Origin of the sequence: Paenibacillus sp. FSL R7-0333 (assembly GCF_038000365.1) — a bacterium.
In the GTDB taxonomy this organism is placed as follows: domain Bacteria; phylum Bacillota; class Bacilli; order Paenibacillales; family Paenibacillaceae; genus Paenibacillus_AQ; species Paenibacillus_AQ silagei.
This window is the reverse complement of record NZ_JBBOBZ010000001.1, coordinates 6,301,399-6,315,952: the sequence shown is the minus strand read 5'-3', so window position 1 is coordinate 6,315,952 and position 14,554 is coordinate 6,301,399. Positions and strand designations below refer to the sequence as shown.

The following is a 14,554-nucleotide window of genomic DNA, read 5'->3' as shown; positions in this document are numbered from 1 at the left end:
GCGCGGGTATGCCCCCTAGTCTAGAATGAAGAGCGTAAAAATGCAACTATATCCGTTGGAGCTGGACGGTCCGAACGTTACATATTTTTAAATAACTGGAACTTATAAAGGTGAATATAAGCTCCGGTAGACACGCGAAACAGCGGGAAAAATAAAAATAAAAAAACTTTGTTTAACCAATATACAAAGTCAAAGAGATGTGTTAAGATGATGCTGTAAACGCTTGCGGGCGAAGCAAAATATCGAGGAGGATTTTACAAATGGCTTATTTTGAAACAGTGAGCAAGGTCTCTTACGAGGGAAGCCGTTCCACCAACCCTTATGCATTCAAATTCTACAATCCGAAAGAAATCGTAGCCGGCAAAACAATGGAAGAACACCTGAAATTTGCAATGGCTTACTGGCATACATTAACAGCTGGCGGTTCCGACCCGTTCGGCGCTGAAACTGCAGTCCGCGCTTGGGACAAACTGAGCACACTGGACAAGGCTAAGGCCCGTGCAGAAGCAGCATTCGAATTCATGGAGAAGATGGACCTGCAGTACTACTGCTTCCATGATGTGGACATCGCTCCTGAAGGCGCGTCCCTGCGTGAATTCTACAGCAACATCGATACGATCGTAGACATCCTTGAACAAGGCATGAAGGCTTCCGGCAAAAAACTGCTGTGGAACACTGCCAACATGTTCACCAACCCGCGCTACATGCACGGTGCAGGCTCCACCTGCAACGCTGACGTATTCGCACACGCTGCTGCACAAGTGAAGAAAGGTCTGGAAGTGGGTAAACGTCTGGGCGCTGACAACTATGTATTCTGGGGCGGCCGTGAAGGTTATGAGACACTGCTGAACACCAATATGCAGCTGGAGCAGGACAACATTGCCCGCCTGTTCAGCATGGCTGTAGATTATGCGAAGGAAATCGGCTTCGACGGCCAGTTCCTGATTGAGCCTAAGCCGAAAGAGCCTACCAAGCACCAATATGACTTCGATGCAGCAACTTGCATCGCATTCCTGCAGAAGTACAACCTGGATAAGCACTTCAAGCTGAACCTTGAAGCGAACCATGCTACACTGGCTGGCCACACCTTCGAGCACGAGCTGCACGTAGCCCGTATCAACGGTATGCTGGGATCACTGGATGCGAACCAGGGCGATCCATTGCTCGGCTGGGATACAGATGAATTCCCTGCAAGCATCTACGATGCTACACTGACTCTCTATGAAGTACTGAAGAATGATGGTCTGGGCAAAGGCGGAATCAACTTTGACTCCAAAGTACGCCGTCCTTCCTTCGAGCCTGAGGATCTGTTCCTGGCACACATCTCCGGTATGGACGTATACGCTAAGGGCCTGAAGGTAGCTGCTAAGCTGCTGGAAGACGGCGTATTCGAGAACTTCATCGCTGAGCGTTACAGCAGCTTCAACGAAGGCGTTGGCGCTGACATCGTATCCGGCAAAGCGACACTGGCTTCGCTGGCTGACTACGCGCTGAACAACGAGAGCCCGCGTCCGAACAAATCCGGACGTCAGGAACTGCTGAGAGCTACACTTAACCAGTACATCCTGACTGCTGAGTAAGACGCTGCCGGATTTGCGGGATTGCCCGCAGATTCATTAGAGCATACACGCAACGGGGGTTGCTGAAGAGAGCATTCTTCGGCAGCCCCTTTTTAATACTTGAATACTTGAGTGGCGGAATGGTGGAGTTTCCTGCAAAGTAGGACAATAGATTTAAAATGGTAAAAAAAATCGACCTATCGCATCCTTGGGGTTTGCCATGACCCGATTAAGGTACAATTGATAGACTTAAATGCATTTTATACAACTAAATCATCTTATGTACCGCCGAATATCCGTTTAGTTGTAATTCATACAATTAAACTGCCTCCGTACCCGGGTTTTCGCCTATTCGGGCAGATTTAGTTGTACAAAGTACATTTAGAAGAGGAGAACCTTTCTTTTCACTCTATTTAGATGTACAGAATACAACTATCACCGATTGGTTCGGTTCAAACGCATCTTCATACATTACCTTATTTATTGAATAAATTCACTTGTTTAGCTCTGATGCTCTACTAGGACTGTGTGAGTGTATTTTGTGCAGTAGAATGCTCTAATTTGGCTGGAAAATAGCATTCTGCTGTATTCCGTACAACAGATATTTGAGGATACTGTACAAAACAGCCTTTTCAAGGAATTCTAGTGTACAAAGTACAATTGCCTACGATTTTCGGCCGACTTAAAGAGAATCTATTGCAGGAAATACAATCGCGGCCGCATCTTCAGTGGATTGAAACCGTTGGAACGGCTGATGCTTACGAAGCGGGTTTTGCTCGAAGTGAATACAGGATGCGGAACCCCGCAAAACTTTTAGGAGGATAACTATGAAATATGTAATTGGTGTCGATCTTGGAACCAGTGCGGTAAAGACTGTACTGGTAGATCCTCAGGGCAAGGTGGCTTTCGAGCATTCTGAAGCGTATCCGCTCAGCAGACCTCAGCCGAACTGGAGTGAGCAGAATCCGGAGGATTGGGTGAAGGGAACCATCGCCAGCCTGAAGCGTCTGATGGAAGTATCGGGTGCAGAGCCTGCACAGATCGACGGCATCAGCTTCTCCGGCCAGATGCACGGGCTTGTGCTTGTTGACAGTGAAGGCAAGGCGCTGCGTCCCGCCATTCTATGGAATGATACGCGTACGACTGCGGAATGCCGTAAGATTGAGAAGAAGCTTGGCAGCAAGCTGATTGATATCGCCCGCAACCGCGCGCTTGAAGGCTTCACGCTTCCGAAGATTCTGTGGGTTCAGGAGCATGAGCCAGAGGTGCTCGCGAAGGCTGAATTATTCCTGCTGCCGAAGGATTATGTGCGTTACCACCTGACAGGTGACTACGCCATGGACTACTCCGACGCAGCCGGAACTCTGCTGCTCGACGTAGGCGCGAAGCAGTGGAGTGCGGAGATTGCCGGAGCGTTCGATCTGCCGGTCTCTCTCTGCCCGAGACTCGTGGAATCCTTCGAGCAGACCGGAACCCTGCTTCCGGCGGTGGCCGAAGCCTCCGGCCTGCTTCCTACCACCAAGGTGTTCGCCGGCGGGGCAGACAATGCTTGCGGCGCACTGGGTGCCGGCATTCTGGGTGAAGGCCGGACGATGTGCAGCATCGGCACTTCCGGTGTGGTATTGTCCTACGAGAGCAACAAGGATCTTAACCTCGAAGGCAAAGTGCATTTCTTCAACCACAGTGAGAAGGATGCCTTCTATATTATGGGTGTTACCTTGGCAGCAGGACACAGCCTGACCTGGTTCAAGGAGACCTTTGCAGCAGACAAGAGCTTCGACGAATTACTGCGGGGAGTGAACGAAATCCCGGCTGGAAGCAGCGGTCTCTTGTTCACCCCTTACATCAGCGGGGAACGTACACCGCACCCGGATGCGAGCATCCGCGGCAGCTTCATCGGTATGGATTCCGGACATACCCTGTCCCACTTTACCCGGGCTGTGCTGGAAGGCATCACGTTCTCGCTGCGTGAATCGATTGAGATTGTGCGTGAATCCGGCAAAGAGATTACCGAGGTCGTGGCGATCGGCGGCGGTGCGAAGAATGAAGCCTGGCTGCAGATGCAGGCTGATATCTTCGGCGCTACGATCATCAAGCTGGAGAGCGAGCAGGGTCCGGCTATGGGCGCAGCTATGCTGGCAGCCTATGGCGCAGGCTGGTTCGAGTCCCTGGGTGAATGTGCGGAAGCCTTCATCCGCCCGGCCGAGACCTATACTCCTAATGCAGAGCAGGCGGCGCTATATGACGGTATTTTCGCTTTGTACCAGGATGTATACGGACAGACCCGCGAGCTGAATGAGAAGCTGGCCTCTTACCGCAAATAGAATATCTGCATGGAATGACTGCCATCCTGTATAGGGTGGCAGCTTATTTTCTTTAGGGTATAAGATCTATATAAGAAGACTATCTGGTGACAACAGCGGCCGGAAGTCCAAATGTTCACCGCAGTAACGACACTGCTTCAAGTACAATTTTAAGTGTTCCTTATTTAGTATGATAAATTCCGGCTCGTAAGCTCGAGTACGGCATGAAGGGAGGCACCCAATTGATCAAAGTACTGATTGTGGATGATGAGCCCAAGCTGAGGGAAGGGATGCGCACCTTGATTCCCTGGGAGGAAGAGGGGTATACCGTGGTGGCGACAGCGGCTAACGGTTATGAAGCGCTGGACAAATTCCGTGAGCTGCAACCTGGACTTGTGATGGCGGATATCCGTATGCCGGGAATGACCGGACTGGAATTGATCGCTGAGCTGCGCAAGGAAAGTCCGGGCTGCCATGTGCTGATTCTGAGCGGCTATGCCGATTTTGAATATGCGAAGCAGGCCATCTCCTATCATATTGACGGATATTTACTCAAGCCGGTGGATGAGGAGGAGCTGATCAGCTATCTGCAGGAGCTGCGGGAGAAGATCAGCCTGGAAGAGCGGATCAACGAATGGCAGGCGCTGGAGCCGGCAAGAACCACCGAGGTGTTGGTACGGGAGTTGCTGCAGTCGAATTCGAAGGAAGGCGGGGAAGCCGCGGCTGAACTGGGCCTCACGGACAGCGGCTGCGAAGTGGTGCTGCTGGAATTGAAAGGGCTTAACAAGGGCGAGGATGCCCGTGAGGATGCGGTGAAGCGGCTGATGGAGCGCCATTGGCAGGAGCAGGAGGGGCACGGCTTCTTCTTCACCCTCCCCCCATACATGGGAATTCTGCTGAAGGAGCCGCTCCGGGATGAACGCGCCCGGGCGGCGCTCTGGCAGGAGCTGCACCACCTGATCTCGAAGGAGGGGCTGGAGTTCGTGGCCGCAGCGGGCGGAGCAGCCGGCCGGCCGGAGGAGGCCGGAGAGTCCTTCGGGGCTGCGCGCGCCCGGCTGGAGGATGCCTTCTTCGGGCAGAAGAATACACTGCTCTGCGGAATGCCGGACCCCTGGGAGGAGCCTGCACAAGGCGCGGTTGAACCGGAGGAGGAGCTGGACCCCGAGCGTGATATCGAGGTGCAGCTGCTGTTGGCAGTAGAGGCTGGCAGTAGCGAGGTAGCCAGAGAGCTTACGCTGCAGATTATCCGCCAGCTCGTGCATACCCAGCGGGACGAGACCTATGTCAAGGACCAGCTGCTACGGATTGTCAGCAGCACGATTGCCCGGCTGGAGGCAGCGAGTCCTGAGCTGCGCCCGCTGATTGCCGGACAAGCCTCGCCGATGGGCGAGGTCTACAGCAGCAGGTACCTGCATGATGCAGAGCGGCTGGTGTCGGGCTATATGGAGCAGCTCTCCAGGCTGACGGGCAGCGGAAGCGGACGCGGCGATGAGATTAAGCGGATTACGGATTTGATCCAGCGCCGGTATAAGGAGAATTTGAAGCTGGGCACACTTGCCGAGATTTTTAATTACAATAGCGCCTACTTGGGTAAAATGTTCAAGAACCAGGTGGGTGAGCACTTCAACACCTATCTGGATAAGGTGCGGATCGAGAAGGCCAAGCAGCTGCTGACCCAGGGTATGAAGGTCTATGAGGTGGCGGAGCAGGTGGGATACATGAATTCCGATTATTTCAATGCCAAATTCCGTAAATATGTCGGCGTCTCCCCAAGCGCATACCGCAAGGAGAACTAGTCTTATCTAAGAAGCGCTAAAGCACTTAACGAAAAGCAAAAAGAAGCGGAGGGGAAATTTGGAACTGTAGGAGCGTTAGCGACCGCCTTTGTCTCCGGATGTTATCTGCTGCAAGCAATATAATTAACCACATCTGGAGACAACAGCGGCCGGAAGTCCAAATGTTCACCGCAGTGACGACCAAGCTTAGAGTTCAAATCTTTTAGTGGGCCTTATTTAGACCAGCGTCAAGCTTGCAGAGAATCAGGTATGAGGCTTATGATATACAGGCTGTTCCCCTTCTTGCAGAAGATCCGGGAGCAGCCTGTTTGTATAGAGAGGGGGAGATTGATATCAAGAAGCTGGTGCGGATGGTCAATAATATGAAGCTGAAATACAAGCTGATCTTCTTTTATATCATAGTGGTGATGATTCCCGTGCTGATTGCAGGGGTGATTCTGACGAATTATTTTCGGGAGGGAGCCTTGAACAGAGCGATTGATCAGGCCACCAACAACGTGGAAAAGATCAAAAGCCAGTTGTACAGCAAGCTGCGTGTCCCTACAGACATTTCGAATCTGCTCTATTTCGATGAGGATCTGGAGCGGCTGGTCAATACGCATTATCCGAGTATCCTGGAGTTGACCAAGGCATACCTGAATTATACCGACCTCAAGGAATATGTGCTGCGGTACCGGGAGATCTCCAATATCCGCTTTTTCATCGATAATCCCACACTGGTGGACGATATGTCCATCGCGCCGGTAACGCCGGAGATCCGTACGAGAAACTGGTATACACAGGCTATGCGGAACAATCAGATCTACTGGATGTATATCCACGACAAGGACCCTTATATCAACAGCCCCAAAGGGACCATCAACAAGCTGAGTCTGATCCGCCAGGTTCCCTACCCTGAATACAGCAAGTCAGGAATTCTGATGGTGCAGGTGAATCAGGATGAGCTGAACCAGATGCTGCACCAGGAGCCGTTCGAGACCATCATTATCGATGAGCAGGGCTATATTGTATCCGCCAAAAATCCGCAGCTGGTAGGCAGCACGGTGGATGCTTTTGACATAGGGATAAATGTGCAGTCGCAATCCAAAGGTGTGTTCATGACCCAGGTGAAGGATAAGGATTCCTACGTCATGATCGATGAGATGATCCCTGAGCTGAGTGTCAGCAGGCTGAAGATTATCTCGGTATTTGAGACTAAAAGCATTCTTAGCGATGCTAATAAGGTGAGTCAGCTGGGCCTGTTTATCGTAATCGGGGTGCTGCTGGTTGCGCTTGTACTGGTATACACCATCTCGCTGCTGACGAGCAACCGGCTGCTGCGGCTGAGCCGCCAGCTCAATCAAGTGGCCCTCGGGAACCTGAACATCGTCTCCCATATTGACGGAACAGACGAGATCGGTCAGCTGTCGCGCCAGTTCAACTACATGGTAGCCAGCATCAACCAGCTGATTACCCAGGTGATAGAGAGTAATGAGAAGAATAGTACGCTGGAGATCGCGCAGCGGGAGATTAAGCTGAAGATGATGGCCAGCCAGATTCATCCGCATTTTCTGTTCAACGCACTGGAATCGATCCGCATGAATGCCCATCTTAAGGGCGAGAAGGAAATTGCGAATATCGTCAGACTGCTGGGCAAGCTGATGCGCAAGAACCTGGAAGTAGGCCGGGAGAGAGCGCCGATCAAGGAAGAGGTCGAGATGATCCGCTCCTATCTGGAGATTCAGAAGTTCCGGTACGAGGACAGGCTGGAGTATGAGATTGCCTTCGATCCCGCCGCCGCTGAGGTGATGATTCCGCCGCTGATTATCCAGCCGCTGGTGGAGAATTCCGTCGTTCACGGTCTGGAGAACAAGGAAGGGACGGTGCATGTCAGCGTCGCCGTCACTCTCACGGAGAATCAGGAGATTCAGGTCATTGTAATGGATGACGGGATCGGCATGACGGAAGACCGGTTGGCTGCGATTATGGAGGTCATCACCAAGGCGGAGGAAGAGGAGCAGGGCCGGATCGGGCTGCGCAATGTGCAGCAGAGACTGACTCTGTATTACGGAGCAGAGCATGGGCTGAGCATCTCAAGCCGGGAGGGAGAGGGGACCCGGATTACATTTTCAATCCCTAAGGACAGTGGTTTGAAGGCTTAAGGGGATTCAGTCGGGGAGAATGTCTAATTTCTATAGGTTTTTACGTGAAATCTGTTGGGTATTCTCGCCCCCGGCGCTGGGATAAGATAAAGCTATCAAAGCGAAGGGGGAATAATGATCGTGAAAGCGCTCACTGAAAGCGGTGTTACAGAAAATGAAAGCGTAACCCCCCGCCCACCTGCGAAACGGAATAGTGGATTTTGGAAAAGCGTACTCCAGCAAAAGTACTTATACCTGATGTCCCTTCCATTCGTAATCTGGGTATTTATATTCAGCTATGTGCCCATATGGGGATGGCTAATGGCCTTCCAGAATTATAAGCCGGTCAGGTCGTTCAGCGAGCAGAAATGGGTCGGACTGGACAACTTCAGGGAGCTGTTCCAGGATGAACGCTTCTACCTCGTATTAAGAAATACACTTGCGATGAGCATGCTGGGACTGATCTTCGGCTTCGTGGTTCCTATCCTGTTCGCCGTGATGCTCAACGAACTGCGCGGGAACATCTTCAAGAGATCGGTTCAGACGATATCTTACCTGCCCCACTTTGTATCCTGGGTCGTTGTTGGCGGGATTGTCTACAAGACGCTTGCCATCGATGGCGGGATCGTGAATGATCTGCTGCTCTGGACGAATGTGATTGATGAGCCGATTCAGTTCATGGCCAAAGGGAAATACTTCTGGGGAGTCTTAACGGCTGCCGACATCTGGAAGGAAACAGGCTGGAATGCGATCATCTATCTGGCAGCGATTACAGGCATTGATAAAGAGCTGTATGAAGCGGCCAAAGTGGACGGTGCAGGACGGGTCAAGCAGATGTTCAATATTACTCTGCCGGGTATACGTACAACAGTTATGGTGCTGCTGATTATGAATATCGGCCATCTGGTCGGTATCGGCTTCGAGAAGCAATTCCAGCTGCAGAACAATATGGTTACCGATTATTCGGAAGTGCTGGATTTGTATGCGCTTAAATACGGGATACAGATTGGACGGTTCTCCTATGGTACCGCGATAAGCATGTTCACCTCGGTAGTCAGTGTCATCCTGCTGTTTACCGCCAACGGTCTGATGAAGAAATTTGCCAAAGAAAGCATTATGTAAGGAGGGGATCATCCATGAGCAGCAAAGCATTCCAAATGTCAAAAGGTGAACGTGTCTTCGATATTTTTCTCTACATCGCTCTATTCCTGATTATGATTGTGACGTTATATCCCTTTCTGAACGTGCTGGCGATTTCCTTCAATGAATCTACGGATACGGTCCGGGGCGGCATCTATATCTTCCCGCGGGTCTGGACTCTGGAGAATTACCAGCGGATCTTCAGCTATACGGGACTGATTCAAGGCTTTAAAATATCGATTCTGCGTACCCTTTCCGGTACTCTTCTGGGGCTGATCAGTGCTTCCATGCTGGCCTTTACCCTCAGCCGTCCGGAGTTCAGAGCCAGAAGATTCGTCTCGGTATTCCTGGCCCTGACCATGTATTTCTCCGGCGGTATGGTGCCGATGTACATTCTCATGAAGGACCTGAATCTGATCGGAACGTTCTGGATCTACATCCTGCCGGGTATGGTATCCGCGTTCAACGTGTTCATTATCCGCTCCTTCATGGACGGGCTGCCGTTTGCCCTGCAGGAATCCGCCAAGCTGGACGGCGCGAATGACTTTATGATTTTCTACAAAATCATTCTTCCGCTCTGTAAGCCGGTGCTGGCGACTATCGCCTTGTTCCTGGCCGTGGGGCAATGGAATGAGTGGTTCACCACCTATCTCTACAACGGCAACAAGCCGCATCTGACTACGCTGCAGTTCGAGCTGATGAAGGTCCTGTCTTCGACCAATCAGGGCAGCGGCATGGCAAATGCGAATGATATGGCCAGACAGATGGCGCAGATTTCACCGGAGTCGATCAAGATGGCGATTACCATTGTCGTAACGGTGCCGATTCTCGTGGTCTATCCGTTCCTGCAAAAGTATTTTGTCGGCGGTATGACACTGGGTGCTGTTAAGGCATAAGCCTTAATTCCTCAGGGGCAGGAGAAGCTGCCGGGTTTAGTGCAGAACCTGGCAGCCAAGCCGCTTGGGGCGAAGTGTTAATTAGTGGAAATTTATATTTATAGTAGTTTTGCAAGCGTTCACAATGGTATATTCAGGTCTCACCTGATATGCATAGAGGCAACATATTAAGATACAAGGGGGATACACAATGAACCGCAAGAGTACCAAGACGATCTTCACACTCCTGCTGATGAGCTCGATGCTGATCGCCGGTTGTGGAGGCAACGGCAATAATGCAGCCAACAATACGACGCCTAACAACTCAGGAACTACACCTGATGCTACTGCCGCAGCAGATGATACGGCTCTAGATACCTCACCGGCTACATTCACCTTCTTCGGTGCGGATGCCAGCCCGAACTGGAACAAGATGCAGGATGATGTAGGTAAAGCGATTACGGAGAAGACAGGGGTTACCCTTGAAGCTGAATTCGATGTAGGCAGCGGCGGCGGCGACCAGAAGATTGCGATGATGGCGGCGAGCGGCGACGTTCCTGATATTATTTTCGCTAAAGGAAGTCTGAGTACCCTGGTGGATGCGGGACTGATCATTGATATGACGGACCTGATTGACAAATATGGTCCCAACCTCAAGAAAGTCTACGGCGAGAATATGAACCGTCTGAAGTACAGCCTGGACGACCAGAGTATCTATCAGATTCCTACGAATGTGGGTGTCGGCCAGAAATCCTTTGATGCCACAGGCGGATTTGAAATTCAGCATCGTGTGCTTAAAGAGCTTGGCTATCCGAAGGTGCGGACTGTAGCTGATTTTGAAAAGGTGCTTAAGGATTATGTGAAGCTGCATCCGCAAACCGATGGACAGCCTACCATTCCGCTGACGCTGAATGCTGATGACTGGAAGATTATGATCACCGTGACGAACCCGGCCTTCACTACAACCGGCGCACCGGATGATGGTGAATATTATGTGGACCCTGAGACCTTCGAAGCGAAGCTTCACTACAAACGCGCCGAAGAAAAGGAATATTTCCGCTGGCTGAACGGCATGTACAATCAAGGCCTGCTCGACAAGGATACCTTCGTACAAAAGGATGACCAATACAAAGCGAAAGTGGCCAGCGGCCGTGTACTCGGTCTGATCTCCCAGGAATGGGAATACTCCGACGGTGAGAATGCCTTGAAGGCTGCCGGCAAAGACGAGTATACCTATGGACACTTCCCTGTAACCCTGACCGAAGAGTACAAGGATCATTCCTTCATGCAGACGGGAATTGACGGCTACGGGATTGCAATCACTACGGCTGCCAAAGATCCTGAGCGGATCATCAAATGGCTGGACTGGATGTCTTCCGATGAAGGCCAGGTCCTGAGAAACTGGGGGATTAAAGACAAGCACTATACTGTGGATGCGAATGGCAAGCGCGAGGTTCTGCCTGAGATCCGTGACGGCTTAGCCAACGATACGGCGAACACTCAAAAAACAACCGGGATCGGCCAGTACCTGATTTTCGGTGCACGGTATGGCGACGGCGTGAAGGATTCAACAGACAACTACTACACCACAAGCTTCCCTGAGCAGATTGTTGCTTCGTACTCCGAAGCTGAGAAGGAATCCCTTGCCGGATATAAGGCGACTACCTGGAAGGACCTGTTCCCGAAAGAGGATGAATTCCCTGTAAAAGAAACAGGTGCCCTGTACAACCTGCCGGTTCCGACAGACGGTAAATATCAGGTCATCTTCAAAAAGACCCAGGATATCGTACGTAAACGTATCCCGGAAGCGATTCTGTCCAAACCGGCTGATTTCGATAAAGTCTATGATGCCTTCCTGGCCGAGCTGGACAAAGCCGGCGCTCAGGATATGGAAAAAGAATTCACTGATCTGGTGAAGAAGAGAGTATCCCTGTGGACAGGCAAAAATCTGTAAATCCTAATGGGATGTAGCATGATCCAGAGTACAGCAGAAGGCAGAAAGGCCCGACTTAGGTCAGGGCCTTTTGCTGTATTCAGAACTTAGTACGAAGGGTGAGGAGAACATGGAAACAAAACAAAATACATCCGCATGGAAGCTCAGATACCGTCAGCCCGCAGCTGTCTGGGAAGAGGCGCTGCCGCTCGGGAACGGGCATATGGGGGCTATGGTATTCGGCGGTACGGATAAAGAGCTGATCTCGCTGAATGAGGATACCTTATGGTCCGGGTTCCCCCGGGATACCAATAATTACGAAGCACTTAGGTACCTGAAGAGAACCCGGGAGCTAATCGCTGCAGGCCAGTATGGGGAGGCCGAGGATATGGTGAATGCCCATATGCTGGGGGTCAACGCCCAGGCCTATATGCCGCTGGGGGACCTGATTCTTACGCAGCCGGGCGCAGAGAATGGTAGGGCCTATGAAAGAGAGCTGGATCTGGATAGCGGAGTTGCCAGAGTGACCTATCAGACCGGGCAGGGAGCCTTCACCCGTGAAGTATTCATCAGCACACCAGATCAGGTTGGCGTCGTGCATCTGATAAGCGATCAGCCCGGAGGAATTCAGCTTGAGCTGGCACTTGACAGCCAATTACAGCACAGCGTTAGCCCGGGGGAGGGAACCCGGCTGGTAATGCAGGGGCGCTGCCCCTCGCATATTGCCGACAATTACCACCAGGATCATCCGCTTGCGGTGCTCTATGAAGAGGGGCTTGGAGTTGCGTTCGAGCTGCAACTGCACGCACAGGTAACCGGGGGAAGTATCCGGCATTCCGCAGGCAAGCTGGTAATCAATGGCGCGGACCGTGTGCTGCTGCTGCTGGCTGCCGGAACGGATTATGAGGAGGTGCGGTCCAGAGCAAGCCATAGAGCCGCTGCGCCAGCTCAGTATTCCACAGCTACGCTAAGCCCGGCGGAGCTGTGCGCCAGCAGATTAAGTGCTACGGCCGGTAAGACTTATGAGGAGCTGCGGAGAAGGCATACTGAGGATCACCAGGCGATCTTCCGCCGGATGGATCTGGATCTCGGCGGTCACGAGGCAGATGAGCGGCCCACTGATGAACGTCTGGCCGCATATCAGGACGGAGCGGAAGATCCGGCGCTCGAAGCGCTGCTGTTCCAATATGGCCGCTACCTGCTGATGGGCAGTTCGCGGGCCGGAACCCAGGCAGCGAATCTGCAGGGGATCTGGAATCCACATGTTCAGCCGCCATGGAACAGCAATTACACGACCAATATCAATACACAGATGAACTACTGGCTGGCGGAGGTCTGTAATCTCAGCGAATGCCATGAGCCGCTCTTTGAGCTGATTAAGGAGCTTAGTGAGACCGGTGCCAGAACCGCAGCTATTCATTACGGGGCGCGCGGCTGGGTAGCCCATCATAATGTGGATCTGTGGAGGACTTCCACACCGTCCGGCGGAGATGCCAGCTGGGCCTTCTGGCCAATGGGCGGGGTGTGGCTATGCCGCCACCTGTGGGAGCATTACGAATTCAACCAAGATATGAAGGTTTTGAGTGAGACTGCTTATCCGCTAATGAAGGGAGCCGCTCTATTCTGCCTGGATTGGCTGGTGGAAGGACCGGAGGGCCGGCTGGTCACAAGTCCGTCTACTTCGCCGGAGAACCGGTTCATCACGGAGGATGGCAGAGCTTGCAGTATATCTATGGGTTCAGCCATGGATATGAGCCTGATCGCTGAGTTGATACAGCACTGCCTGGAGGCTGCGCGCATTCTCGGCGTGGACTCTGAATTTCAGGAGGAGCTGGAACAGACGCTCACCCGGCTGTCTCCGCTGAGGATTAGCAAGGATGGACGGGTGCAGGAATGGCTCTATGACTTCGCTGAAGCCGAGCCGGGGCACCGCCATGTCTCCCACCTGTACAGCCTGTATCCGGGCAGCCGGATTAACCGGCGGGACACGCCGGAGCTGCTGGAGGCCAGCCGCTTAACGCTGGAGCAGCGGGTTGCTTCTGGCGGGGGACATACCGGCTGGAGCTGCGCCTGGCTGATCAACCTCTATGCCCGGCTCGCAGACGGCGATGCGGCTTACGGCTATGTGCGCACGCTGCTAACTCGCTCTGTCTATCCCAACCTGTTCGATGCGCATCCGCCGTTTCAGATTGACGGTAATTTCGGTGCGGCCGCCGGCATTGCAGAGATGCTGCTGCAGAGTTATCTGGGGGAGCTTACGCTGCTTCCGGCACTTCCGGAGGCCTGGAAGAATGGCCGCATCCGGGGTCTTAAGGCGCGCGGAGGGTATGAGGTGGATATCGAATGGCAGGCTGGGGTTCTGGTATCCGCGCGGATTACAGCCCGGTTCGATGGAACACTGCGCCTCGGCTATTCGCAAGAGCTGAAGCTGAAGCTTGGAGACGGGAGTGTCCAGGCGCTGCACGGTGCGCTTGAGGTTACGGCTGGCGGGGTGTACTCGGTGGGGCTGTGATAATTAGGGGAATTGAAGGAAAAATGGAAAACTATAAATCTAGTGGGAAATAAACCCGATAATAAAAGGAGGCAACCTGTATAACTGAGGGATATTTATAGATGAAGTGGAAGCCAGAGTTCTAGTACAAAGTCAGATTTAAACAAGTGGATGGGGCTCTATAATGCCTGAAGGAGTACAGGAGTGGAGCTACCCCCTTCAGATGCCATTCCCAGATCAAGATGGGAGTTGTTCATTAGGCCATTTGGCCCGGCGTAACGGACTGAGGCGCGCTTATTCCGGATGAAAGTCACCACTTGGGCAACGTAACGGACCC

The 14,554-nt window shown here is 52.4% G+C and carries 8 protein-coding genes; all 8 read left to right on the top strand.

What is annotated here, in order from left to right; all coding sequences use genetic code 11:
• Positions 1-260: 260 nt before the first annotated feature.
• The 8 genes from xylA to MKY86_RS26755 all read left to right on the top strand — a co-directional run bounded on the left by xylA (position 261) and on the right by MKY86_RS26755 (position 14,238).
• Positions 261-1,580 (top strand): xylose isomerase, encoded by a 1,320-nt coding sequence (gene xylA / locus MKY86_RS26790; protein WP_076080392.1) that lies wholly within the window; start codon positions 261-263, stop codon positions 1,578-1,580.
• 806 nt (positions 1,581-2,386) lie between these two features.
• Entirely contained in the window at positions 2,387-3,883 is a 1,497-nt protein-coding gene (xylB, locus tag MKY86_RS26785) for a xylulokinase (protein WP_076080394.1), read from the top strand.
• 221 nt (positions 3,884-4,104) lie between these two features.
• Positions 4,105-5,658, top strand: a complete 1,554-nt coding sequence (locus MKY86_RS26780) for a response regulator transcription factor (protein WP_076080397.1) — start codon at positions 4,105-4,107, stop codon at positions 5,656-5,658.
• 350 nt (positions 5,659-6,008) lie between these two features.
• Positions 6,009-7,799, top strand: a complete 1,791-nt coding sequence (locus tag MKY86_RS26775) for a histidine kinase (RefSeq protein ID WP_083685354.1) — start codon at positions 6,009-6,011, stop codon at positions 7,797-7,799.
• A 114-nt stretch (positions 7,800-7,913) separates the two neighbouring features.
• Positions 7,914-8,900, top strand: a complete 987-nt coding sequence (locus MKY86_RS26770; RefSeq protein ID WP_083685345.1) for an ABC transporter permease subunit — start codon at positions 7,914-7,916, stop codon at positions 8,898-8,900.
• A gap of 14 nt (positions 8,901-8,914) precedes the next feature.
• On the top strand, positions 8,915-9,814 hold the full coding sequence (locus MKY86_RS26765; protein ID WP_076080400.1) for a carbohydrate ABC transporter permease: 900 nt from the start codon (positions 8,915-8,917) through the stop codon (positions 9,812-9,814).
• A gap of 190 nt (positions 9,815-10,004) precedes the next feature.
• The gene (locus MKY86_RS26760; RefSeq protein ID WP_076080414.1) at positions 10,005-11,747 is read left to right on the top strand and encodes an ABC transporter substrate-binding protein; all 1,743 of its coding nucleotides are present in this window, start codon (positions 10,005-10,007) and stop codon (positions 11,745-11,747) included.
• Positions 11,748-11,856: 109 nt separating this feature from the next.
• Positions 11,857-14,238 (top strand): glycoside hydrolase family 95 protein, encoded by a 2,382-nt coding sequence (locus MKY86_RS26755; RefSeq protein WP_076080416.1) that lies wholly within the window; start codon positions 11,857-11,859, stop codon positions 14,236-14,238.
• Positions 14,239-14,554: the final 316 nt, after the last annotated feature.

What these genes read in the sequence shown, in the direction of transcription:
- xylA (WP_076080392.1), top strand. Translation starts at nt 261, where the DNA reads ATGGCTTATTTTGAAACAGTGAGCAAGGTCTCTTACGAGGGAAGCCGT.
- xylB (WP_076080394.1), top strand. Translation starts at nt 2,387, where the DNA reads ATGAAATATGTAATTGGTGTCGATCTTGGAACCAGTGCGGTAAAGACT.
- MKY86_RS26775 (WP_083685354.1), top strand. Translation starts at nt 6,009, where the DNA reads ATGGTCAATAATATGAAGCTGAAATACAAGCTGATCTTCTTTTATATC.
- MKY86_RS26770 (WP_083685345.1), top strand. Translation starts at nt 7,914, where the DNA reads ATGATCGTGAAAGCGCTCACTGAAAGCGGTGTTACAGAAAATGAAAGC.
- MKY86_RS26765 (WP_076080400.1), top strand. Translation starts at nt 8,915, where the DNA reads ATGAGCAGCAAAGCATTCCAAATGTCAAAAGGTGAACGTGTCTTCGAT.
- MKY86_RS26760 (WP_076080414.1), top strand. Translation starts at nt 10,005, where the DNA reads ATGAACCGCAAGAGTACCAAGACGATCTTCACACTCCTGCTGATGAGC.
- MKY86_RS26755 (WP_076080416.1), top strand. Translation starts at nt 11,857, where the DNA reads ATGGAAACAAAACAAAATACATCCGCATGGAAGCTCAGATACCGTCAG.